Below are 20,435 nucleotides of genomic sequence, written 5' to 3'. Positions count from 1 at the left end.
TCGTCTCCACCCTCACACGCGCCTGCAGAGAAAATAACGATCGGCGGGCTCCGAAGTCGGCGCCGGCAGGCGCAGCAGCTGCGGGTGATCGAGCGGCGTGCCGCTCACCGCGTAGCCGCCGACGCGAAGCATGCCCGCAATCAGATCGGGAAGCCAGGTGGCCGTCACTGCATCGCGATCATCATAGCCGGTGCCGATGTCGGCATGGACAAGAGCGGCGTCGATGCCAATGAACCTCCTCGCCGTCTCGCGTATATCGCCGAGTACGAGATTTTCAGCGTCGGGAATTGAGCTGGTGTGTGCGCCAACTTCGCGGTCGAACACCACGATCTGGCGTCCGGGCAGGCGCTCACGCAGATGGTGGAACGTCCGGCCATTGCCGAGCCCTAGCTCGAGCACAAGCCCCTCCATCTTCGCCACCTCGGGGCAGATTTGATTGAGAATGTCGCGCTGTGCGGTCATCCTGCTGATGAAATTATCGAGGCGACTCATATGCGATTGTATGTCCTGAACCAGCAGCCTCGATCGAGGCTTGCCGCATATAGAGGCGAAAGGCGAACCCTGCAACAACCGCACAGGTTGCCGACAAGCGTCATACCGGGTGGCATGTGCGGCAGGCCGCGCGGCGGAACAGCGATCTCACTTGTAGGGGTCCGCGGCGTCCCGCAAGCCGTCGCCGAGGAAGTTGAACGCCATGATGACGAGAATGACCGGGAGCATCGGCAACAGCAGCCATGGATAGAACGCGATCACGCTGACGCTGCGCGCCTCGGTGAGCAGGATGCCCCAGCTGGTTATCGGCGCCCTCAAGCCGAGCCCGAGGAAGCTCAGCGCCGTCTCGCCCAAGATCATGCCGGGAATGGACAGCGTCGCCGTCGCGATCAGATGCGACATGAAGCCGGGAATGAGATGCCGCCTGATGATGCGGCTGCTCCCGGCGCCCATCAATTGCGCGGCCAGAACGTAATCCTCCTCGCGCAGAGCCAGAAGCTTTGAACGCACGGCCCGCGCCAGTCCGGTCCAGTCGAGCAGCCCGAGGATGACGGTGATGCCGAAATAGATCAGGATCGGACTCCAGGTTATCGGCATGATCGCCGCCAGGGCCAGCCATAGCGGAATGCTGGGGATCGATTGCAGAACTTCGATTATCCGTTGAACGACCAGGTCGAAGATGCCGCCGTGATAGCCGGCCAACCCGCCGATGACGATGCCGAGCAGGAAGCTGAAACTGATGCCGACGAGGCCGATTGTCAGTGAAATGCGTGCGCCGTAGATCATGCGCGAGAGCACGTCGCGCCCCAGCCTGTCGGTGCCGGCCAGAAAGAGCTGGCCGTTTTCGGCAGGGCAGACAAAATGCCTGTCACCTTCGATCAGGCCCCAGAACTCGTAGCTGTCGGCCTTGCAGAAGAACCGGAGCCGTTGGACGTCATCGTGGTTGTCGATGTAGTTCCGCTTGAGCGTGTCCATATCCAGCATCATCTGGCGGCCATAGACGAACGGCCCGATGAACTCGCCATTGTGGAACAGGTGTACCTGCTGCGGCGGCGCATAGATGTAGTCCATGTTGCGCGTGTGCAGATTGTATGGCGCCAGGAACTCGCAGATCAGGATGCCGAAATAGAGCACTGCCAAGAATATGCCGGATACAAGCGCAAGCCGGTGCTTGCGGAATTTCCACCACATCAGCCGCAGCTGCGACGCCTGAAAGACCTTCGACTGCTCCGGCGTCATCGCCTCGACCGACTGCAGGTCGAAGGGAGCGCTGGAAACGTAGTGTTCTAGTGGAGCACCCGGAGCGGGCAGCGGCGAATCCAGGTTCATTTGCTGGTTCATTTGGTGCTGCCGCCCTGCAAACGAATTCGTGGATCAAGCAACGCCAGCGCCAGATCGGAAATCAGCACACCGATGACCGTCAGGAAGGCGAGGAACATCAGGAACGACCCAGCCAGATACATGTCCTGGCTTTGCAGCGCCTTGATCAGCATCGGCCCGGTCGTTTCCAAAGACAAAACGATCGCCGTGATTTCGGCGCCGGAGATGATGGCCGGCAGGATCGAGCCGATATCGGAAATGAAGAAATTGAGCGCCATGCGCATCGGATATTTGACCAGCGCCTTGAACGGATGAAGGCCCTTGGCACGCGCCGTCACGACATATTGCTTGTGCAGCTCATCAAGCAGATTGGCGCGCAGCCGCCGGATCATGCTTGCCGTACCCCCGGTGCCGATGATCAGGACCGGGATCCAGAGATGGGCGAGGATCGACTTCGCCTTGGCCCAGCTCATCGCCTCGCCGAGATATTGCTGGTCCATGAGATGGCCGATGGACGTACCGAACCAGATATTGGCGAAATACATCAGGATCAGCGCCAGCATGAAATTCGGAATGGCAAGGCCGAGAAGGCCGACGAAAGTCAGGCCGTAGTCGCCCCAGCTGTACTGATGTGTGGCGGAGTACATGCCGATCGGAAAGGCGATGAGCCAGGTGAACATGATCGTGACGAAGGAAACCAGCACGGTCAGCCACATTCGGTCGCCGACGACGTCACGAACCGGCAGCTCATATTCGAAGGAATAGCCGAAATCGCCGTGCAGCATCCCGCCGACCCAGTAGAAGTAGCGAATGACCGGCGGCTGGTCGAAACCATATTCCTTGCGCATCATCTCGATGCGATCGGAATCCACCGCTTCGCCCTGGGCCCGAAGCTCGGCGACATAGCTGTCGAAATAGTCACCCGGCGGGAGTTCGATAATGGTGAAGACCAGCGCCGATATGACCAGCAGCGTTGGAACCATGACGGCGATGCGCCAGACAAGATATCGAAGCACGCTCAGGAGCCTCCAAGCCAGAATGTATCCGGCATGTAGACACCGAAATAGGCGGTCGGGTCGTAGCCGTAGAGCGCCTTGTCAGGCAGGTTGCGCAGCCGCGAGGACGTCAGCACCGGCTGATGCGTTGCATTCACGGTGCCGATCGAAAACACCTGATCGGTGTAGATCGACAGCATCGAATTCCAGATTTCGGCGCGTTCCGTGGTGGCGGTCGATGCGTTCCAGCGTTCGAGCAAAGCCATCAGCTCGATCACTTCGGGAAGATCGGGCGCCTCACCCATCTTGCCATGAGACAGGTAGTGCGCACCCCAGAGCGGCCATTGCAGCTGATCGTCGATGGTGGGAGCCAACTGGTACGGGTTCATGTCGGCGGTCGCCACGCCATTGTCGATGCCCGACCACATCGACATCATGATCTGGCCACCAAGCGCGCGGCTGCGGAAGATGTCGCGCTGCGACGTCCGGATGAACAAGGCGATGCCGATCTTGCGCCAGTGATCGGTGATGAGTTCGAGCGCATCGGTTTCCAGCGTGCTTTCGCCGGCCGTTTCCACGATGATCTTCGCCGAGCGTCCATCGGGAAGCATCCGCAGGCCTTCATCGTCACGGGCCTGAAGACCGGCCTCGTCAAGCAGGGCATTGGCCTGGTCGGGATCATGGGCGACCCAGGCTTTGGCGAATTCCGGCCGGTAGAGCGGGCTCTCCGGAAGGACCGTATCGGCACTTTCCTGCGCCAATCCGTAGAACACGGCCAAATTGATCTCGCGCCTGTCCACGGCGAGTGAAAGGGCACGGCGCACGCGCACGTCACGCAAAAGGCCACGCCACACCTGATCGGCACAGTTCAGATTGGGCAGCAGCGCCAGCCGCGAACCCTGCGTGCGTTTCCACAGATGCATCTTCACCGGGTAGCGCTTCTCGGCGTCCTTCAGGAAAGCGTAATCCGTGAAGTCAATTCCCATGCCTTGCAGGTCGCTCTCGCCCGCACCGGTCTTGGCTGAAATGATCGCCGACGAGCTGACATTCAGGACAAACTGGTCGACATAGGGCAGTTGCCGGCCATTCTCGTCTATTCGATGAAAGAACGGGTTGCGTTCGAAGATGAACTGCTCGGCCGGCGGCTTGGTCCGATTCTGCCAGGGATCGAGCGTCGGCAGATCAGGGTTCTCCGGGCGATACTGCCGCGACATGCGGATATGCAGGAGCGTCCATTTCTTGGCCCGGTTCTCCTTCATCAGGCCGGCGAGCCGGAATGGGTCCTGGTATTTCTTGTGGAACTGCTTGAGATAGGCGGCCGGCAGAACGAGCGATAGCGGCGCGGCGGCAGCGAGCTTGGGCAGGAAGTCGGGATTGGGCGCATCCCAACTGTAGCGCACGGTCAACGGATCGACGATCTCGAACTTTGGCGGCTTGCCGTCCGCCATCAGGGATGGCGCGAGCCCTCCCTGCGAAAGCTCATCGTTCAGCCATACATCTTCCCAGCAATAGCGGAAATCCTCCGGTGTCAGCAGACTGCCGTCGGACCATTTGTGTCCTTCGCGTATCTTGAAGGTGAAGACGCGATCGTCCGCGACGTCGAAACTTTCCAGAATGTCGGCTTGCAGGTTGAGTTTTTCGTCATAGCCGACCAGCCGGGAATATCCGTAGATCGTCATCATCCGGATATCTTTCTGGCTGCCGATGATCGTGCGCAGCGTGCCGCCATACTGGCCGGGCTGCCGGCCCATCGCAGCGAGATTCACCACGCGCGGACTCTTGGGCAAGCGCTCGGCGAGCGCCGGCAGTGTCTTGGCCTCCAGTTGCGGCCCAAAAATATCCGGCTCCAGACCGGCGGCACGCGACGTGCCCGGCAGAAGTGCCGAAGCCATAAGCCCAAGGACGGTGCGACGGTTGATCAATGGCGCAACTCGCTGATATCGGCCGAAGGTCGGGCCAGCACCAGGTGGCCGCCGCCAAGATCGAGCGGCGACAGTGCATTCTCTTCGCCCTCATCGCGGAACTGCGGTCCCCATGCGCTGGTGTCGGAAGCGCCGCCGAGCTTCAGCGTCTTGAAATCCATCGGCCGGTCGAGATCCGGGAAGGGGACTGCGGCGACCAGCGAGCGCGTGTAGGGATGGATCGGCTTCCTGAGCAGGATTTCGCGCGGCGCAAGCTCGACGATACGCCCGCCGCACATCACCGCGATGCGATCCGCCATGTAGTCCACCACCGCCAGATTGTGGGATATGAACAGGTAGGTCAGGCCCAGTTCCTTCTGCAGGTCCTTCAGAAGGTTCAGGATCTGCGCCTGGACAGAGACGTCGAGCGCCGAAACCGGCTCGTCGCAGATCAGCAGCTCGGGCCCCAGCGCCAAGGCGCGCGCGATGCCGATACGCTGACGCTGACCGCCGGAGAAACTGTGGGGATAACGCTTGATGAAGCGCGGATCGAGGCCGATTGCCTGCATCAGGCTCTTGACCGTGGCCAGCCGCGACGCGGAATTGCCACGTTGATGGATTTCCAACGGCTCGCTCAGGATGTTCTCCACCGTCATGCGCGGGGAGAGCGAGGAAACCGGATCCTGGAAGACCATCTGGATTTTCGCGCGCAGCAACCGCAGCGCGTCTCCCTCGGCGTCCAGGACGTCGATCGGCCCTTCGCGGCCGTTGAAGACCACGGAGCCGCCGTTGGGGGTGACAGCCCGCATCAGGATCTTGCTGACGGTGGTTTTGCCGCAGCCGCTTTCGCCGACCAGACCCAGGCACTCACCCCGCCTGATATCGAAGCTCACGCTGTCCACGGCGCGAACAGAGCTTTGCTGGCTGCTGCCGAACCATGCGGAGTTGCGGGTGGTGTAGATCTTTTTCAGATCCCTGACCGAGAGCAGGATGTCGTCCGCCCCCTTCGATACCGGCGCAGTCTGCTTGCCCAGCAGGTTCTCGACATTCACCGGCACCTCGCGCAGCGCCTTCAGCCTTTCGCCAGGCTTCAGGTCGAAATGCGGAACGGCTGCCATCAGGCCCTTCAGGTAGGGGTGGCCTGGCCGGCGGAATATCGCCTCCACAGGTCCCGCTTCCATGATCTCGCCATGGTACATGACCACCACCTCGTCGGCGACATTGGCGACCACGCCGAGGTCGTGCGTGATCAAAAGCATCGCCATGTTCAGCTTGGTCTGAAGCCCGCGCAGCAATTGCAGGATCTGCGCCTGGATGGTGACGTCCAACGCCGTCGTCGGCTCGTCGGCGATCAACAGAGCGGGCCGGCAGATAAGAGCCATGGCGATCATGGCGCGTTGCCGCAATCCTCCCGAAAGTTCAAACGGATACATGTCATAGGCGCGCTTGGGACTGGGAAAGCCGACGAGGCTGAGCATTTCCTCGGTCCGCGCCTTGCGCTCCGCTCTGGCCATGGGCGTATGAATCTGCAGGGATTCGCTGACCTGATTGCCGATCGTGTGCAGCGGCGACAGCGATGTCATCGGCTCCTGAAAGATCTTGCCGATGCGGCTGCCTCTCAAGGCCCGGATTTCGGGTCCGTCACGCGACATCTGCAGGATATCCTGCGTCGTGCCGGGCTTTTCAGGATCGGAAAACAGGATACGGCCGCGAACACGGGCTGTGTTCGGCAAAATGCCCATCACTGCCTGGCTGAGAACCGATTTTCCAGAACCGGACTCGCCCACAAGCGCGGTAACCTTGCCGGGCAAGACGCGAAGATTTGCACGCCTGACGGCATGCAGCGGTCCCCCGACAATGGCAAAAGAGATGCCAACATCCTCGATCCGCAGCAGATCAACGCCTGCACTCATTCCCACACACCAGCCCCCACTCTGGCGGCCCTCCCGGCCTGCCCAGAAGCAAGACTAGCGCATTGTCAGCCCAGAGCAACTTGGATTCGAAACGAGTTTGCCGGCGGACGGCGACCGCACTGCCGACCCAAGGCGTTCGGATCCGATCGTGACGGTTACTGGAGCTTCCTGCGGTCGCCCGCCAACAGCCGCGCGGCATCGCGATGAAGCAGCATGACCTGCTCGGCGTCGGATCTCCGGTCGTGGAAAGGCTCCAGCGTAGCATCCTCATCGAGTGCGAGAGCACCCGACAGATCGGGTGAAAGCACCGTCAGCTTCTGCTTGATGCCAGCCAGTTCCTCCTTGCCGAGCGTCAGCCAGCTGCTGGTGCCGCAATAGCCGGCGAAGTCCTTGCTGGCGAGAACGCTGTGCGGATATTTCTTGGTCAGGGTCTGCAGGCGCTGGACCTCGTTTACAGCCGAGCCGAAGACAGAGAATGTGAGCCGGTCGGTGAGCCCGACATTGCCGAACATCACATTGCCGACATGCAGGCCGATACCGAATTTTATGTCGCCCAACCCCTGCTTGTTTCTGCGCAGATTGAGCTCCATCATGCGCGCGCTGGCCTCGTGCGCTGCCGACAGCGCAGCCTGGCAGGCGATCTCCGACTGTGCGCGGTGTCTTTCGCAGGGGTAGACGGCAATGAAGCCATCCCCCAGGAAACTCATGATCTGCCCGCCTCTGCGATTGAAAGGTGCGGCAATGGCATCGAAAAACTGGTTCAACGTGTCGATATAGAGCTCCCGGCCGGACGTCTCGGCAAGCCTGGTCGACCCGCGCATATCGCCCATGACCAGTGCGGCCCGGATTGTGTCGCCTTCGCCGCGTTTGATCTGGCCATCCAGCACGCGCCTGCCGGCGTCACCGCCGAGATAGGTGGTCATCATGTTGTCGGCGAGCTTGGTGAGCACCGCCATCTTGGCTGCGATGGCGAGATGGTTTTGGACGCGCAGCAGCGCCGAAATCATGCTGTCGCTGAAGCCTGAGGCACTGTCGGTGGACCAGGAGCCCATCATGCCCTGACTGGTATCGCCGTTGAAGGGATGGATGAAAGCCATATAATCGGTGACGCCCATAAGCCTCAGGTCATCGAAAACAGGAAATTCCGACGGCACCGACGGGTCGAGTCGGCGCCGCAGATGGTCAAGCTTGTTGCTGAGCAGATGGTAGTACGGGCTGGTCAGGAATCTGTCGGAGTGGACGCCGTTCTCGCTGCGGAAGCCTTCCACTTCCAGGCCCTGGCCGCGAAGCCAGGTGAAGCCAAGCGCGTCATAAAGCGGATGCAGCATCGAGAAGCTCAAATGCACCCGCTTCAGCGGCAGGCCGGCAGCAGCCAGCCGTTCACAAAAGCCCTTTACCAAGGTCTCGAGATCATCGCCAGCCAGCGCCGATTGGGTCAGCCAATCGGCGACCTTGTCCATCAGAATGTTGGAAATTTCTGCTTGCGTTGTGCTCATGCTGTCTCGAGACCCGTCCAGGACGAGCCATCTCCTTGGCCCGTCAAAACCTTGAAATCAATGAAGCCGGCTTCGGGGGCAAAAGCCGGTGAAGAATTTCCCGAATGGCTGTCCTTGCAGGAAGGAACCGCCGTAACTGCGTTTACTCGCGAAACATTATGTGGCGAGGCTGTCGTCGGAGTGCAATCCCAATCCTGACATCGGGCAAAAAATTCGCCGGCCAGGCCGCGGTCAGGCCTTCACCACCGTATCCCGGGCGAGCCCGAGGCGGCCAAAAACATTGCGTGTGTCGACGATCAGAAGCGCGTGATCGGCGATCGCCTGATAGTCGATCGCGTCGTGGTCGGTTGCAATGACGACGGCATCGAAATCCTTCAAGGCCGCCTCGGTCAATTCGACCGAGCGACGCCCCTTGATAGCCATATGCTCACGTGTGGTCGGAATCTCGGCAACATGCGGATCGTGGAATTCCGCCTTGCCGCCCCATTCCTCGATGAGTTCGATGAGCCGCAATGAGGGGCTTTCGCGGATGTCGGGCACGTTCTTCTTGTAGGCGAGCCCGATGATGAGAATGCGCGAGCGGCTGAGCGCCTTGCCGCAGCGCCGGTCCAGCGCCTTCGCCAGTTCATCGACCACATGACGCGGCATCGCCGTGTTGATCTCTGCCGCCAGCTCGATGAAGCGGGTCGGCAGTTCGTATTCGCGCGCCTTCCACGTCAGGTAGAAGGGATCGATCGGAACGCAGTGCCCGCCAAGTCCGGGGCCAGGATAGAAAGGCATGTAGCCGAAGGGCTTGCTCTTGGCCGCCTCGATCACCTCCCAGATATCGATGCCCATGGCACCGAGCACGACCTTCAACTCGTTGACGAGGGCTATGTTGACCGAGCGGAAGATGTTTTCCGTCAGCTTGACCGCCTCGGCGGTCGCCGGACTGGAAACCGGAACGACGGTCTTGACCACGCTCTGGTAGAAAGCCTGCACGAGACCGGCTGCTTCGACGCCATCGCCTGCCACGACCTTGGGGATCGTCGCGACTTCGAAGTTGCGGTTGCCGGGATCCTCGCGTTCGGGTGAGAAGCCGAGGAAGAAGTCCGTCTTCGACTGCAAGCCGGTTTCTTCCAGTATCGGCTTGATCACATCGTCGGTGGTGCCGGGATAGGTGGTCGATTCCAGCACGATCAGCTGGCCGGGACGCAGATGCCTGGCGATGGTGCCTGCCGTGTTCCTGACAAAGGAGAGGTCCGGCTCACGGTGCTTCGTCAGCGGTGTCGGAACGCAGATGATGACGACATCGCAGACGGCCAGTTCGGTAAAATCCGCGGTGGCGCGGAACCGTCCGCTCGCCACATGGCCGGCAAGGGCCGTCGACGTCACCGCCTCGATATAGGATTGGCCATTGTTCAGGCTCTCGACCTTCTGGCTTTCGATGTCGAAGCCGAAAACCGGGAAGCCGGCGCGTGCGATCGCAACCGACAGCGGCAGCCCGACATAGCCCAGCCCGATCACCCCGACTTGCGCGGCGCGCGTCGAAATCCGGTTGAGAAGGCGGTCATATGTCGATTGTGAGGCGTCCAAAAATCTGCTTTCCCGTCAATTCGGACAGACTATGCGCTCCATGGCGAGGCTCACCTGGTCCCGAGAACCGTGGCCGAGGCATATTGCGGAAAACCGATTTCCGCAAGCCGTCATCAGGCCGCCGCCTTCGCCTTCAGGCTTGCCGCAGCCATCGCATAGCCGCCGTCGGCGCCATCGATGAAATGAACGTGATCGGGCTGCAGCGGCGAGATGACGAGGCATGTCATCAACGCCGATTTCTGGCGGTGCAGGCCATAGCTGCAAATGCCCGCTGCTTCCGCCTGTTTCAGCCTGGCCTCGATCCGTTGCAACACATCCGCGTCGACATCGATGGTCATCTTCAAGCCGTCGTCGAACTTGCGGAAATCCGAATTGCTGGCCACCTCGCGTTTGTAGACCTTCGGATCGAAACGGCCGATCGTCCAGCCAAATCTGTCGGTGACAGCCGTCAGCGTCATCAGGAACATCACCCACAGTTTCACCCGCCACCGCCGCCCTGGCGGCGCCGTGGCCCGCGCCTCGACATCGAGGCCGGCGGGCAGCAGACTGTAGCCCGGCCCGTCCACCGGCACCGGGTGGCCATCGCGTTCCTGCCTGCCGGCAAGGGCAATGATGTCGGACGCCAGAAACTGAAAACCGCGCAAGTCTCGCGACACCCCCGGTATGGCTATGATCGAGACGATTTCGCCGTGCCGGGCCTCGATCGGGTTCCAGCGGCAGGACAGGCCGGTCAGGTCCGGCCGCGCGCCGGGCGGCGCGGGCTCGATGCGGTAGCGCCCCGCTTTCATCTCGGCTTCCGCCCAACTGCCGCCGCCGCCGGCGAACATGGCATAGAAGGCCGCTTCGGAGGCCTGGAACCGCGCCACGCGAACGTCGAGGCCTTGCGCTCTTATGTCCTTTATCGGCACGATAGCCGCACGCAAGGTCAGGTCCAGTTCGTCAGCTACCCATCGCTGGACGGAAGCCAGCGCGTTGCGGGCGATTTCCAGCGCCGAGCCGGGAAACGCCACCAGCGCGCCGTCGCCGCCGAAGACATAGGGAAGATCTTGCCGGCCCAGCGCATTGAGCAGCGCCGAAATGACGCTGGCGCCGGCCATATTGACGGTTTTATAGCGCCCGGCGCCGATCGCCTTGGTCGAGCCGACAATGTCGGCGGTGGCCAGCGCCCAGCCATCGGGCAGCGGCCGATAGTTGTCGATATCGGCAACGCTTTCGAACTTTGCGAAGACCGGCAAAGAAGCGACAAACGGGTCGGACAGGACAGCTGTTTCCATGAGCATCTGATAGCACATTCCAGCGCTTGAAGGTGAGGTCGATCATGCGTCGAAATTGACTTGAGCAGGCTTTGCGATGATAGGATCGCGCGATGCGAATTGCCTTCTACGCGCCGCTGAAGTCGCCCAATCATCCCGTTGTCTCCGGCGACCGCCAGATGGCACGGATGCTGGTCAAGGCGCTGCAGCATGGCGGGCATAGCGTCGAACTGGCATCGGAGTTGCGCTTGTATCTACGCCAGCCGGAGCCGAAAAGTTTCGATGCGCTCAAGATCGAGGCCCGCGACGAAGCGGCACGGCTGACAAGGCTTTGGCACCGCGACGGCAAGCCCGATCTCTGGCTCTGCTATCATCCCTATTACAAGGCTCCCGACCTGATCGGGCTCGAGCTGGCGTCGGCCTTTGCTGTCCCCTACGTGACGGCGGAAGCCTCCTATTCCGGTCGGCGCAACACCGGCTTGTGGGCCGATAGCCAGGCGCTGGTGGCGCGAGCCATCGAAAAGGCGGCGCTGAACATCTGCTTCACGCAAAGGGATCGGCAGGGACTGGCGGAAGCGATTCCCAACGCCGCTTTCGGCATGCTGTCGCCCTTCATCGACATATCGGCATTCCAGGAAATGCCGGCACGGGCTTGCCCGACCCGCCTCGTCACCGTCGCCATGATGCGCCCGGGCGACAAGCTCGATAGCTATCGCATGCTGGCGCAAGCGCTCGGTTCGATCGGCCACGTGCCCTGGACCATGTCTGTCGTCGGCGACGGCCCCGCCCGTGACGAGGTCAAGGCGCAATTCTCCGGCTTGCCCGCCGACCGTATCGAATGGCTTGGTGAGGTCGAGCCGGCCGCTGTGCCGGATGTCCTTTATGGCGGGGGAATTTACGTCTGGCCGGGTTACGGCGAGGCCTATGGCGTTGCCTATCTTGAAGCACAGGCCGCCGGCCTGCCGGTGGTGGCTCAGGACATTGCCGGCGTGCCGGAGGTCGTGCGCGATGGCCAGACCGGCTTTCTCACCCCGCCGGGCGATGTCGCGGCGTTCGCTGCCGCCATTGCAAGGCTTCTGGCCCACAATGACGAAAGAACCATCATGGCCGCAGAGGCCAGGCGTTTCGTCCTCGAAGAGCGCTCGCTGGGCGGCGCGGCGGTGCGTCTGGCCGAACTTCTCAACAAGATCCCGGTCTCATGACATCCGATCCGATTTGGCAGCCCCTGGTGGAAGAGCTGGCGCGCTGGCAACAAGCCGGCCGCAGGGCAGAGTTCTGGCTGCGCGACGATGACGCCGTGGATCCGACGCCTGCGCTTGACCGGCTGCTCGATTTGACCGGTGAATTCGCGGTTCCCGTCACCCTGGCCGTCATTCCGGCCAACACCGACGGCAAGCTTGCCGTCCGGCTTGACGAGGCGCCACATGCCACGGTTGCCATCCATGGCTGGGCGCACCGAAATCATGCCCTCGCCGACCAGAAAAAGCAGGAACTCGGCGCGCACCGGCCACGCGAGACGGTGCTCGACGAGCTGGCGCGCGGGCTGTCGCACGTAACCGGCCTGCACGGCGCCCGTGCTGTTCCGATGCTGGTGCCGCCCTGGAACAGGATCGACCCCGGCCTGATATCCGACCTTGGATCGATAGGATTTGCGGCATTGTCGGTCTTCGGGCCGCCGAAGCCGGCTTCCCTGGCGATCATCAACAGCAATGTCGACATCATGGATTGGCATGGCACCCGCGGCTGCCGCGACCATGGCGTGTTGGTTCAGGCCATCGTCGCGCAATTGCGGCGTGCATTCGACGGCGGCCAACCGGTCGGCCTGCTCACCCACCATCTCGTGCATGATGAATCGGCCTGGCTTTTCCTCGAACGGCTGTTCGCAGTCACCGCACAAAGCGAAGCCTGCGCATGGCTTCCGATCGGGACATTGATAGCGCGCAGCGATTCCATCGGGTTGGGCTCTACAGCAATTCCAGGAAAAGTGTGAGCGGTTTTCCGTCCGGAATTGCGTCAAAGAGATAGGAAAATAGCTCAGCGCTTTTTGTGGGCCGGGAATTTGAGCGTCTGGCCATCCCGCGCGGCAAAAGCGCCGGCAAACCTGTCCTTGGCCAGTTTCTCCATCTCGTCCAGGTCATCGTCGGTGCGAAACGGATCGTGGTGAAACAGCGCAAGCCCGCGCGCGCCGGCGGCCTCGCAGAGCTTGACGCCTTGTTGCCATGTCGAGTGCCCGTTGCCGCGGTAGCGCTCCATTTCCGCCTCGGTGTAGGTGCAATCGTAGATGACGAGGTCGGCATCTCTGATCAGGTCGAGCACCGCCTGGTCGAGTTTGCCCGGCTCGTGCTCGGTGTCCGTGATCACCGCCACGACGCGGCCACCCCATTCGACGCGGTAGCCTATGCAGCCGCCCGGGTGGTTGAGACTACCGGTCCTGACCTCTACGCCTTCGCGTGGGCGCAGCACGTCTCCGGAAGCGAAATCGCGGAAGTCCAGGCTTGCCTTGCAGATATTCAGTTTGATCGGAAACCACGGCGGCCGGATGAATTCATCGACCATCTGGCGGGTTGTCATGCGTCCGGCGAGATGTCCGGACCAAAGCGTCAGCTTGATGCCCCGTTCGTAGATAGGCTTGAAAGCCGGCAGGCCGATAATGTGATCGTAATGGCAGTGGGTGAAAAACAGGTCGAAATCGGTGACGCCCGAAGCCCGAAGCGCCTTTCCGGCAGGCCGCAGGCCGGAGCCCGCATCGAACAGAAGCGTATGCTTGCCGCATCGCATCTCAATGCAGATTGTGTTGCCGCCATAGCGGGCGAATTCTGGCCCGGATACCGCAATGCTGCCGCGAACGCCCCAAAATCGGACCAGCAAATCGTCGTCGTCGTCGTCCATGCTACTTTTCGCCCATCTAGGCGTTTCGTGCGTCGATCAGATCCGCGGTCGTATGGCTTAGCCGATCGGCAAGAACCCGCAATATCTCGATGGTCATTTCCGGGAACTCCTTCATAAGCCTCAGGAAATGGTCCTTGCGGATTCTCAAGGCCTCCAGATCAGTTGCCGCTCTGACGGTGGCGGTGCGGGAGCTGTTGCACAATATGGCGATCTCGCCGACGATCGAATTTGGCAACAACTCGGCAACTGTTATCGGTCCGCTGTCGGAATCGACCAGAATATCCGCCTTGCCTGAAAGAATGACATAGGCGGCGTCCGCTTCGTCGCCCTGCCGGAAAAGTATCTGGCCGGCATTGTAGTTCACACGATCGGATGTGAACGCGAGCAACTTGAGCTTTGCCGGCTCGATGCCAGAGAATAAGGGAACGCGTTGCAGCATTCCAACTTCATCCTTGAGCAGCATTGTCGCAAACCTTCCTAAATTCGCGTCTGCCAGACTATGACAGAAGTTCCTTGAAGATACCGTTCTCTGCCAAAAGTGTCTCGTGTGTACCGTCTTCCACCAATTGACCGGAGTCAAAGACGATAACGCGGTCGAACATCATCGCCATCGCCGGACTGGTCACCACCCACACAATTGCCGGCGAATGGTCGTCGCGCCTGGCTTCCTCGAGCACGTTTCGCAGCACCTTGTCCTGCACGCGCTGGTCGATCGCCGACAACGGCCGGTTGAGAATGAGAAAATCGGGACGTTTGAGCAAGGCTCGGGCAACGTCGAGCTTCTGTCGCTGTCCTCCGGTCAGCCGCCTGCCGGCGGCGCCGACGTTGAAGTCCAGGCCGACATCCAGAAGCTCGGCATAAAGCCCCAGCTCGTCAAGAATGTCATAGACGATGGAGCGTATGCGGTCCGGCGCGTCGGGATGGTTGTTGCCCACGCGCCCGAACAGGACATTGTCCATGACGGTGGCCGCGGCAATGTATTTGGCGGGATCATACCGTTCGATCGCGTTCTGCAGCTCGGGCGGCAGGTTTTCATAGAACTGGTTGCGCGCAGCCACGATCTTGCTCATCAGCTCGTCGGTCAGCAGGCCGAAGCGGTGCCGGGGCTCGATATAGGCAAAGCTTAGGGTGACGATCATGGCCCGGTCGGCCTCCGAAACCGTCTCGTAGGGACGGTTCTTGAGCCGCTGCAGCAAGCTTTCGTAGGCGGGTATCTCCTCGGCGCTCATGAAGGCGAGCTGCTGGAAGAACTGGTGATCGGGCGGCAGGTCGGCAAACAGCTCGATCGCCTGTTCGGCGATCTCCATACCCATTTCGTAGAACGTGCGGTCGAGGCCGGCTTGCTTCAGCACCGAAGCGAAATAGGGATTGGACGCCAGAGCCTTGTCGGCCAGTTCGGGGCCAGCGGCGGCACCGAAGAGCAGGTTCTGGCCGATCGTCGCTTCCTTGTTGTAGGCGCCCGGCTCGAAAGGAACCACCAGTTCGGTCAGCTTTTCCTGTTCCAGCCGGGTTCGCAGCGCCGCGCGCAGTTCGACGATCCGACCGGCAAGCTTCGTATGACGCGTGAGGTCGGCCGAAGAGCGCAACCCAAGATCCAGAATGTCGCTCGACAGAAGGACCGCGTCGAGCACACGGCGCACGGCTTCGAAGAGGTCGTGCGGGCCGGTAGCGCCGGCGGAAGCATAATTGATCCAGTCGCTGTGGACATCGAGATCCGGATTGCCCGACCGTTGCGCCTCGGTGATGTTCCAGCGACGCTGGTCTGCCGCCGCACCTTCATAGGTCACCTCTGTCAGCGGTGCATGTTTCAACCCGTAGAGCAGGTTATCGCGCAGGCTTGCCTGGAACAGGAAAACATCCGACGAGGCGTAGGACATGCGCCGGCCGGTCACCGCTTCGGGGAGGTCAAGCAGGTCGTCGGCGCCCGAAGCGACCTTGCCGCTGTCCGGCCAGTTCAGCCGCGCGAAGGCTTCCGCGAGCGCCTCGGCGCCACCTGTTGCGGTGCTGACCAGCGCCACCGTCTCGCCCGGCTTGACCTGCAGGGAGATACGGTTGAGGAGCATTGCGCCGCCATCGTCTGCTATCGACACACCGATCGCCGACAGCGGGTTGGTCATCGGACCGGGATCGGCGATCGTCAATGCCCCGATATCAGGCGCAATGATATCCTCGACGCTGAACTGTTCGACGACCTGTTGATATTTGACCTGGACGTCCTGGCGATCCTGATCCCAGTCGATCAGCTCCTTCATCGGGCCGGGCAGGTCCTTGTAGGCGCCGATCACGGCCACCAGCTGGCCGACGTCAAGGCGCCCCGCTATGACCAGATAGCCGCCGATCATGTAGAACAGGAAGGGCGTGAGCTGCGCGAGAAAATTGTTCAGGAACTTTACCATGAATTTCCATTGGTAAAGATCGAAGCGGATCTTGAAGATGAGCCCGAGCCGGGCCGCTATGTCGGCGCGCTCGTAGTTTGACGTGTCGTGGACGTGAACCGTGCCGATGCCGTCGACGATTTCACCCACCCGGCCCGAAAGCGCGCGCGCCGTCAACTGCCGTTGGCGCCCCAGCACGAGCAGCCGCCGCCGCATGCGCGGGATAAGGACGATCTGGATCACCACGATCACCAGCGCTATCATTCCGAGCCAGACGTTCTGGACCATGATGAACAGCATGGCCGTCAGCGCCTGGCCGCCGAGCAGCACCGGCTGCAGGAAGGCATCGCCGATGAAGCCGCCCAGCGGCTCCACCTCGTCCTTCACCATGGTCGCCACTTCGGCCGATTTCACCCGCTTGAAGTAAACCGGCGGAAACCGCAGCACACGATCGATCAGATCGAAGCGGATACGCCGCAGCATGCGTTCGCCGAGGCGGCCCTTGTAGGTGTTGATGTAGAGTTTGAACAGGCCGTTGATGACGACCAGCAACAGGAACACGAAGCTGAGCGCAAGCAGCGTCTCCTTGCGGTCGAGCTGAAACCCGGAGAAGAACTGGACCTCGCCAATGAATGGCAAATTATAGTGAAGCCGCATGAAGGGCAGGGTCGCGCCCGGCTGCTCGAAGCCCTTGCCCTGGATCGGGCCGTTGACGATCAGCTTCGGCAGATCGAAGGACATGAAATACGGGATCATCGAAAGCACGACGATCACCAATATCCAGATCTGCTGCTTCCTGGTGTGCCTCCAGATATAGCGGGCTAGGCTGGGTTCCATATGCGACTGTCAGGTTGAAGGCTGCAGGATGTGAAAGCACCTGCTGGCAAGTGGTGTATCGGCTATGTCTTCGCCGCCAACGACAAGCTCGAAACTGCAGCTGCGAGCCTGGTGGATGGACACCGATGATCCGGACAGATGCAACAGCCTTTCTCCGGCGCCGGGCAATAGCGAAGCGGCTCGCGGCACAATCATGTCCGCGAACCAAACAGCCTTGCCGGAGCCAAGATAGCGTTGTGTCGCCCGAAATCCCAACATAGAAGAGGAATATGATGGATGTCACGCAACCACGCAATGCCGGTTTGGCCAATGCCAGCCTGGAGGGGCACGAGCAAGCCCTGGACCTCACGCGGGGAATTGCGGCCTATGTCGACAATCCTCTCGTGACCGGGCTGGCGCGCGTCATCGCCAAGCATCCGCAGGCCGATATCGCCAACGCCTTCAACCACAAGCAGGTCGCCTGCAAGATGTGGGCGCTCGACAACCTGTTCGAAAGCTGCGGCGGCCGGTTCGAGCGCATATGGGTTCTGGGTGGATGGTACGGCGTGTTGCCGGCAATGCTTTTCAACGACGCCCGTTTCGACATAGCGGCGGTCGACAGCATCGACATCGATCCCGACGTCGGAGCGGTCGCCCGGACCCTCAACCGGGAAGCCGGCGACCGGTTCCAGGCGCTGACGAACGATATGTACGCACTCGATTATGCGGCCGGAGGGGCCGACCTGATCGTCAATACGAGCTGCGAACACATAGCCGACCTGCCCGCCTGGCTTGCCCTGCTTCCGCGGGGCACGACCGTGCTGCTGCAATCGAACGATTATTTCAGCGAGCCGACGCACATCAACTGCGTGGCTTCACTGGCAGCCTTCGAAGCCATGGCGGCGCTGCGGGAGATCAGGTTCTCCGGCGAACTGCCGACAAAAAAATACACGCGCTTCATGCTGATCGGAACTGTTTGAAGCGCGTTGCGCCAATCCAACCCAGACGCGACCCGCGTTACGTTTTCAGGGACCAGCTTCGATACCGCTCGCGCAGGATTTGCGCCGAGCGGTGCGCGCCGTCCAGATCGAGACGATGCGCGGCCGGCGCCGGTCCCGCAAGCGCCCGTTCGATCGCTTGCCCCAGACCTTCAGGCGTCAGGTCCTGTTCCGTCAGCACCGTTGCCAGGCCGAGCTCTTCGAGCATCAGGGCGCGAACCGTCTGTTCGGTTTCGCCGCCGGCCGCAAAGGGAACGAGCAACGAGCGGCACCCCGCACGCAAAACATCGCAGACCGTGTTGTAGCCCGCCTGCGAGACCGACAGCCGGGCGCCGGTCAGCAGACTGGCGAAATCCTCGCGGAACCGGAAGATGGACAGGCCCGGCGTGGCATCGCCTGAAATCGCGTCGAACTCGTCCTTCGGCAGGTTTGGGCCGGTGATCAAACACCATTTCCAGGCGTTTTTGGCATTGCGCGCCGCCGCGATGGTGGATCGGACGAGGCTTTTTCCGGCGGCACCGCCGCCAACCGAGACCACAACGTCGAAGCGCTCGGAGGCCGCGGGCGCCGGCGGCGCGGCAACGAGCCCGGTGTAGGCGACCTCGGCCCTGATCGCCCCGGCCTGAGGAAAGGTCTTGTCGAGGGTTGCGAAATCCGGATCGCCATGGACCATGACAAGGTCGAAATGCCTGTTGACGAGATCGACCGTTTCCTCGTTTCGGCCCGGCTTGACACGCTCCTGAAGGATATCGCGCACCGACGTCGCCAAAAGCGGTCTGGGCGATGTTGCGTCGATCGCCTCGATCAGCGGCAAGAGTTCGAAACGCACCTGCCGGCGTCCAAAGGGAAAGGCCTCGATGATGACGATGTCAGGCCTGCAGTCGCGGAATGCCTGCAGCAGCATCTCGCAGCGCAATTTCTTGAAATCATCGTCGATGGGCTTGCCCTGCAGGTCGACAAGTCCGGAAAATCCTTCATCGCCGGAGGTGACGGGTGGCAGGGTGACGGAGTTTACATCAGGTCCCGGAAAGCCCGCGATCGGCGCTCCGCCGGTCACGACGGTGACGTTGAACCCGTCATCGGCCAGAGCCGCCGCAATGCGGCTGGCGCGCGCCAGATGGCCGATGCCGAGCAGGTGCTGGACATAGAAGAAAACGTTGAGCCGCTTCATTCGGCGGCCCGCCACTCCCGCTCGAACAGGTCCTTGAGCTGTCCGATGCTTGCCAGATGATCGAAATTGCCGCGCACGCGCTGTTCCGCGGCGTCGCCGAGGCGGCCGCGCAGCGCGGGATCGCGGATCAGGCGCTCCAGCGCCTGTGCCAGGGCAGCGGGATCTTCCGTGGGGACCAGCAGCCCGGTTTCATCCGACGACAAAAGCTCCGGCACGCCGGAAACATCGGTCGACACGCAGGCAAGCCGCTGGCTGGCTGCCTCCACCAGAACATTCGGCAGGCCGTCCCGGTCGCCATCCGCGGTGATTCTGCAGGCCAAAGCGAAGATATCGGCGCTGCGGTAGTGCTCAAGCACCTCCTTCTGCGCCAGCGCGCCTTTCCAGGAGATGCGACCCTCCAGTCCGAGCTTTCGCGCCAGCGCCTTGAGCCGTTCCAGCTCCTCGCCGCCGCCAATATGCTCGAAACGCCAGGCCAGATCGCCAGGCAGGAGGGCAAGAGCCTCCAGCAAAGTGTCGTAACCCTTCTTTGCAACGGCGCGCCCGACACTCAGAACGATGACCGGTTCGTCCGGCGCCGAGCCGTCATGCTGCTGTCGCGCCGCGTCGAAACTGCCGAAGCGATCGAGGTCGAGCCCATGATAGCTCAGATGCACCGACGAGTTGCCGTTGGCGAGTTTTTTCAGGTGGTCGAAGCCGGTTCTGGTGCAGGTGACCGTCCAGCGCGCCGAGGAAAGCTTGCCGGCCAGATCCCAGTCCGCAGACGTCCAGATGTCCTTGGCATGGGCCGAGCAGCTCCAGGGCAGGCCACGAATCTGGCTGGCATAGCGCGTCACCGATGCCGGTGTGTGCGCGAAATGGGCGTGCAGCCAGCCCGCGTCCTGCGGCCATTCGGCCGCCAGCACGAGCGCTTGCCCGAAGCGGCGCACGCGGTTGCGCGTAAAGTCGCGGGGGATATCGGCAGCCAGCGATTTGAGCGCGCGCCAGAAGCCCGGCCGCGGCAAGCAGGCAAACAGCGAGCGAACCACGCGCAGCGGCTCCCTGTGCAGATATTCCGGCAGGTAATGGACCGGCGCTTTGATCTCGTCATGCACGGGGTGGCGTTTTGCGTCGGTCGGCCGCCTGAGCGCGAAAAGTATGAGGTCGAACCCCGCACGCTCCAGACCGAGCAGTTCCTGCGCGATAAACGTTTCCGACAGCCGCGGATAGCCCTTCAGAACCACGACGATCTTGCGGTTTTGCAA

General features: G+C 61.7%; 16 protein-coding genes. 3 read left to right on the top strand and 13 right to left on the bottom strand.

Annotated elements, in window-relative coordinates; translation table 11 throughout:
- Positions 1–12: 12 nt before the first annotated feature.
- From AC1DYJ_RS04845 to AC1DYJ_RS04810, 8 genes are all read right to left on the bottom strand, one after another.
- Positions 13–492, bottom strand: coding sequence for a class I SAM-dependent methyltransferase (locus AC1DYJ_RS04845; RefSeq protein WP_477287926.1), 480 nt, complete (start codon positions 490–492; stop codon positions 13–15).
- Positions 493–639: 147 nt separating this feature from the next.
- Positions 640–1,821, bottom strand: a complete 1,182-nt coding sequence (locus tag AC1DYJ_RS04840; RefSeq protein ID WP_477287924.1) for an ABC transporter permease — start codon at positions 1,819–1,821, stop codon at positions 640–642.
- 8 nt (positions 1,822–1,829) lie between these two features.
- Positions 1,830–2,828, bottom strand: a complete 999-nt coding sequence (locus AC1DYJ_RS04835) for an ABC transporter permease (protein WP_477287922.1) — start codon at positions 2,826–2,828, stop codon at positions 1,830–1,832.
- Positions 2,829–2,830: 2 nt separating this feature from the next.
- Complete coding sequence (locus AC1DYJ_RS04830) at positions 2,831–4,729, bottom strand: ABC transporter substrate-binding protein (RefSeq protein ID WP_477287920.1); 1,899 nt, start codon at positions 4,727–4,729, stop codon at positions 2,831–2,833.
- Positions 4,726–6,621, bottom strand: a complete 1,896-nt coding sequence (locus AC1DYJ_RS04825; RefSeq protein ID WP_477287918.1) for an ABC transporter ATP-binding protein — start codon at positions 6,619–6,621, stop codon at positions 4,726–4,728. Before AC1DYJ_RS04825 ends, AC1DYJ_RS04830 begins: the two co-directional genes overlap by 4 nt.
- A 155-nt stretch (positions 6,622–6,776) precedes the next feature.
- Complete coding sequence (locus AC1DYJ_RS04820; protein WP_477287916.1) at positions 6,777–8,117, bottom strand: adenylate/guanylate cyclase domain-containing protein; 1,341 nt, start codon at positions 8,115–8,117, stop codon at positions 6,777–6,779.
- Between the two features lie 231 nt (positions 8,118–8,348).
- The gene (locus AC1DYJ_RS04815) at positions 8,349–9,692 is read right to left on the bottom strand and encodes a nucleotide sugar dehydrogenase (RefSeq protein ID WP_477287914.1); all 1,344 of its coding nucleotides are present in this window, start codon (positions 9,690–9,692) and stop codon (positions 8,349–8,351) included.
- A gap of 113 nt (positions 9,693–9,805) precedes the next feature.
- The gene (locus AC1DYJ_RS04810) at positions 9,806–10,984 is read right to left on the bottom strand and encodes a DUF3095 domain-containing protein (protein ID WP_477287912.1); all 1,179 of its coding nucleotides are present in this window, start codon (positions 10,982–10,984) and stop codon (positions 9,806–9,808) included.
- Positions 10,985–11,058: 74 nt separating this feature from the next.
- Here AC1DYJ_RS04810 and AC1DYJ_RS04805 point away from each other — a divergent pair, with 74 nt between their 5' ends.
- Positions 11,059–12,147 (top strand): glycosyltransferase family 4 protein, encoded by a 1,089-nt coding sequence (locus AC1DYJ_RS04805; protein WP_477287910.1) that lies wholly within the window; start codon positions 11,059–11,061, stop codon positions 12,145–12,147.
- On the top strand, positions 12,144–12,935 hold the full coding sequence (locus AC1DYJ_RS04800; protein ID WP_477287908.1) for a polysaccharide deacetylase family protein: 792 nt from the start codon (positions 12,144–12,146) through the stop codon (positions 12,933–12,935). The genes AC1DYJ_RS04805 and AC1DYJ_RS04800 overlap by 4 nt, the downstream gene beginning before the upstream one ends.
- 44 nt (positions 12,936–12,979) lie before the next feature.
- Here the strand turns inward: AC1DYJ_RS04800 and AC1DYJ_RS04795 are convergent, their stop codons facing one another.
- Genes AC1DYJ_RS04795 through AC1DYJ_RS04785 form a run of 3 tightly spaced genes read right to left on the bottom strand, consistent with a single transcriptional unit; the run spans position 12,980 to position 17,046 of the window.
- The gene (locus tag AC1DYJ_RS04795) at positions 12,980–13,834 is read right to left on the bottom strand and encodes an MBL fold metallo-hydrolase (RefSeq protein ID WP_477287906.1); all 855 of its coding nucleotides are present in this window, start codon (positions 13,832–13,834) and stop codon (positions 12,980–12,982) included.
- A gap of 16 nt (positions 13,835–13,850) precedes the next feature.
- Entirely contained in the window at positions 13,851–14,297 is a 447-nt protein-coding gene (locus AC1DYJ_RS04790; RefSeq protein ID WP_477287904.1) for a cyclic nucleotide-binding domain-containing protein, read from the bottom strand.
- A 34-nt stretch (positions 14,298–14,331) separates the two neighbouring features.
- On the bottom strand, positions 14,332–17,046 hold the full coding sequence (locus AC1DYJ_RS04785; RefSeq protein WP_477287902.1) for an ABC transporter transmembrane domain-containing protein: 2,715 nt from the start codon (positions 17,044–17,046) through the stop codon (positions 14,332–14,334).
- A gap of 272 nt (positions 17,047–17,318) precedes the next feature.
- Between AC1DYJ_RS04785 and AC1DYJ_RS04780 the strand changes: the two genes are divergently transcribed.
- On the top strand, positions 17,319–18,005 hold the full coding sequence (locus tag AC1DYJ_RS04780; protein ID WP_477287977.1) for a class I SAM-dependent methyltransferase: 687 nt from the start codon (positions 17,319–17,321) through the stop codon (positions 18,003–18,005).
- 37 nt (positions 18,006–18,042) lie between these two features.
- On the opposite strand, the gene AC1DYJ_RS04775 is transcribed toward AC1DYJ_RS04780, so the two are convergent.
- Both AC1DYJ_RS04775 and AC1DYJ_RS04770 read right to left on the bottom strand, forming a co-directional pair.
- Positions 18,043–19,194 (bottom strand): glycosyltransferase family protein, encoded by a 1,152-nt coding sequence (locus AC1DYJ_RS04775; RefSeq protein WP_477287900.1) that lies wholly within the window; start codon positions 19,192–19,194, stop codon positions 18,043–18,045.
- Positions 19,191–20,435: a glycosyltransferase gene (locus AC1DYJ_RS04770; RefSeq protein WP_477287898.1), complete on the bottom strand. Its 1,245-nt coding sequence runs from the start codon at positions 20,433–20,435 to the stop codon at positions 19,191–19,193. The genes AC1DYJ_RS04775 and AC1DYJ_RS04770 overlap by 4 nt, the downstream gene beginning before the upstream one ends.

Source organism: Mesorhizobium sp. P2_B11, assembly GCF_056404855.1.
Note: the sequence above shows the minus strand (reverse complement) of the source record. Positions and strands in the feature narration are given on the sequence as shown.

Excerpts from the sequence above, each read along its gene's own strand:
- AC1DYJ_RS04795 (WP_477287906.1), bottom strand. The coding sequence starts at position 13,834 with ATGGACGACGACGACGACGATTTGCTGGTCCGATTTTGGGGCGTTCGC.
- AC1DYJ_RS04845 (WP_477287926.1), bottom strand. The coding sequence starts at position 492 with ATGAGTCGCCTCGATAATTTCATCAGCAGGATGACCGCACAGCGCGAC.
- AC1DYJ_RS04800 (WP_477287908.1), top strand. The coding sequence starts at position 12,144 with ATGACATCCGATCCGATTTGGCAGCCCCTGGTGGAAGAGCTGGCGCGC.
- AC1DYJ_RS04810 (WP_477287912.1), bottom strand. The coding sequence starts at position 10,984 with ATGTGCTATCAGATGCTCATGGAAACAGCTGTCCTGTCCGACCCGTTT.
- AC1DYJ_RS04805 (WP_477287910.1), top strand. The coding sequence starts at position 11,059 with ATGCGAATTGCCTTCTACGCGCCGCTGAAGTCGCCCAATCATCCCGTT.
- AC1DYJ_RS04785 (WP_477287902.1), bottom strand. The coding sequence starts at position 17,046 with ATGGAACCCAGCCTAGCCCGCTATATCTGGAGGCACACCAGGAAGCAG.
- AC1DYJ_RS04790 (WP_477287904.1), bottom strand. The coding sequence starts at position 14,297 with ATGCTGCTCAAGGATGAAGTTGGAATGCTGCAACGCGTTCCCTTATTC.
- AC1DYJ_RS04825 (WP_477287918.1), bottom strand. The coding sequence starts at position 6,621 with ATGAGTGCAGGCGTTGATCTGCTGCGGATCGAGGATGTTGGCATCTCT.
- AC1DYJ_RS04780 (WP_477287977.1), top strand. The coding sequence starts at position 17,319 with ATGGATGTCACGCAACCACGCAATGCCGGTTTGGCCAATGCCAGCCTG.
- AC1DYJ_RS04775 (WP_477287900.1), bottom strand. The coding sequence starts at position 19,194 with ATGAAGCGGCTCAACGTTTTCTTCTATGTCCAGCACCTGCTCGGCATC.
- AC1DYJ_RS04820 (WP_477287916.1), bottom strand. The coding sequence starts at position 8,117 with ATGAGCACAACGCAAGCAGAAATTTCCAACATTCTGATGGACAAGGTC.
- AC1DYJ_RS04840 (WP_477287924.1), bottom strand. The coding sequence starts at position 1,821 with ATGAACCTGGATTCGCCGCTGCCCGCTCCGGGTGCTCCACTAGAACAC.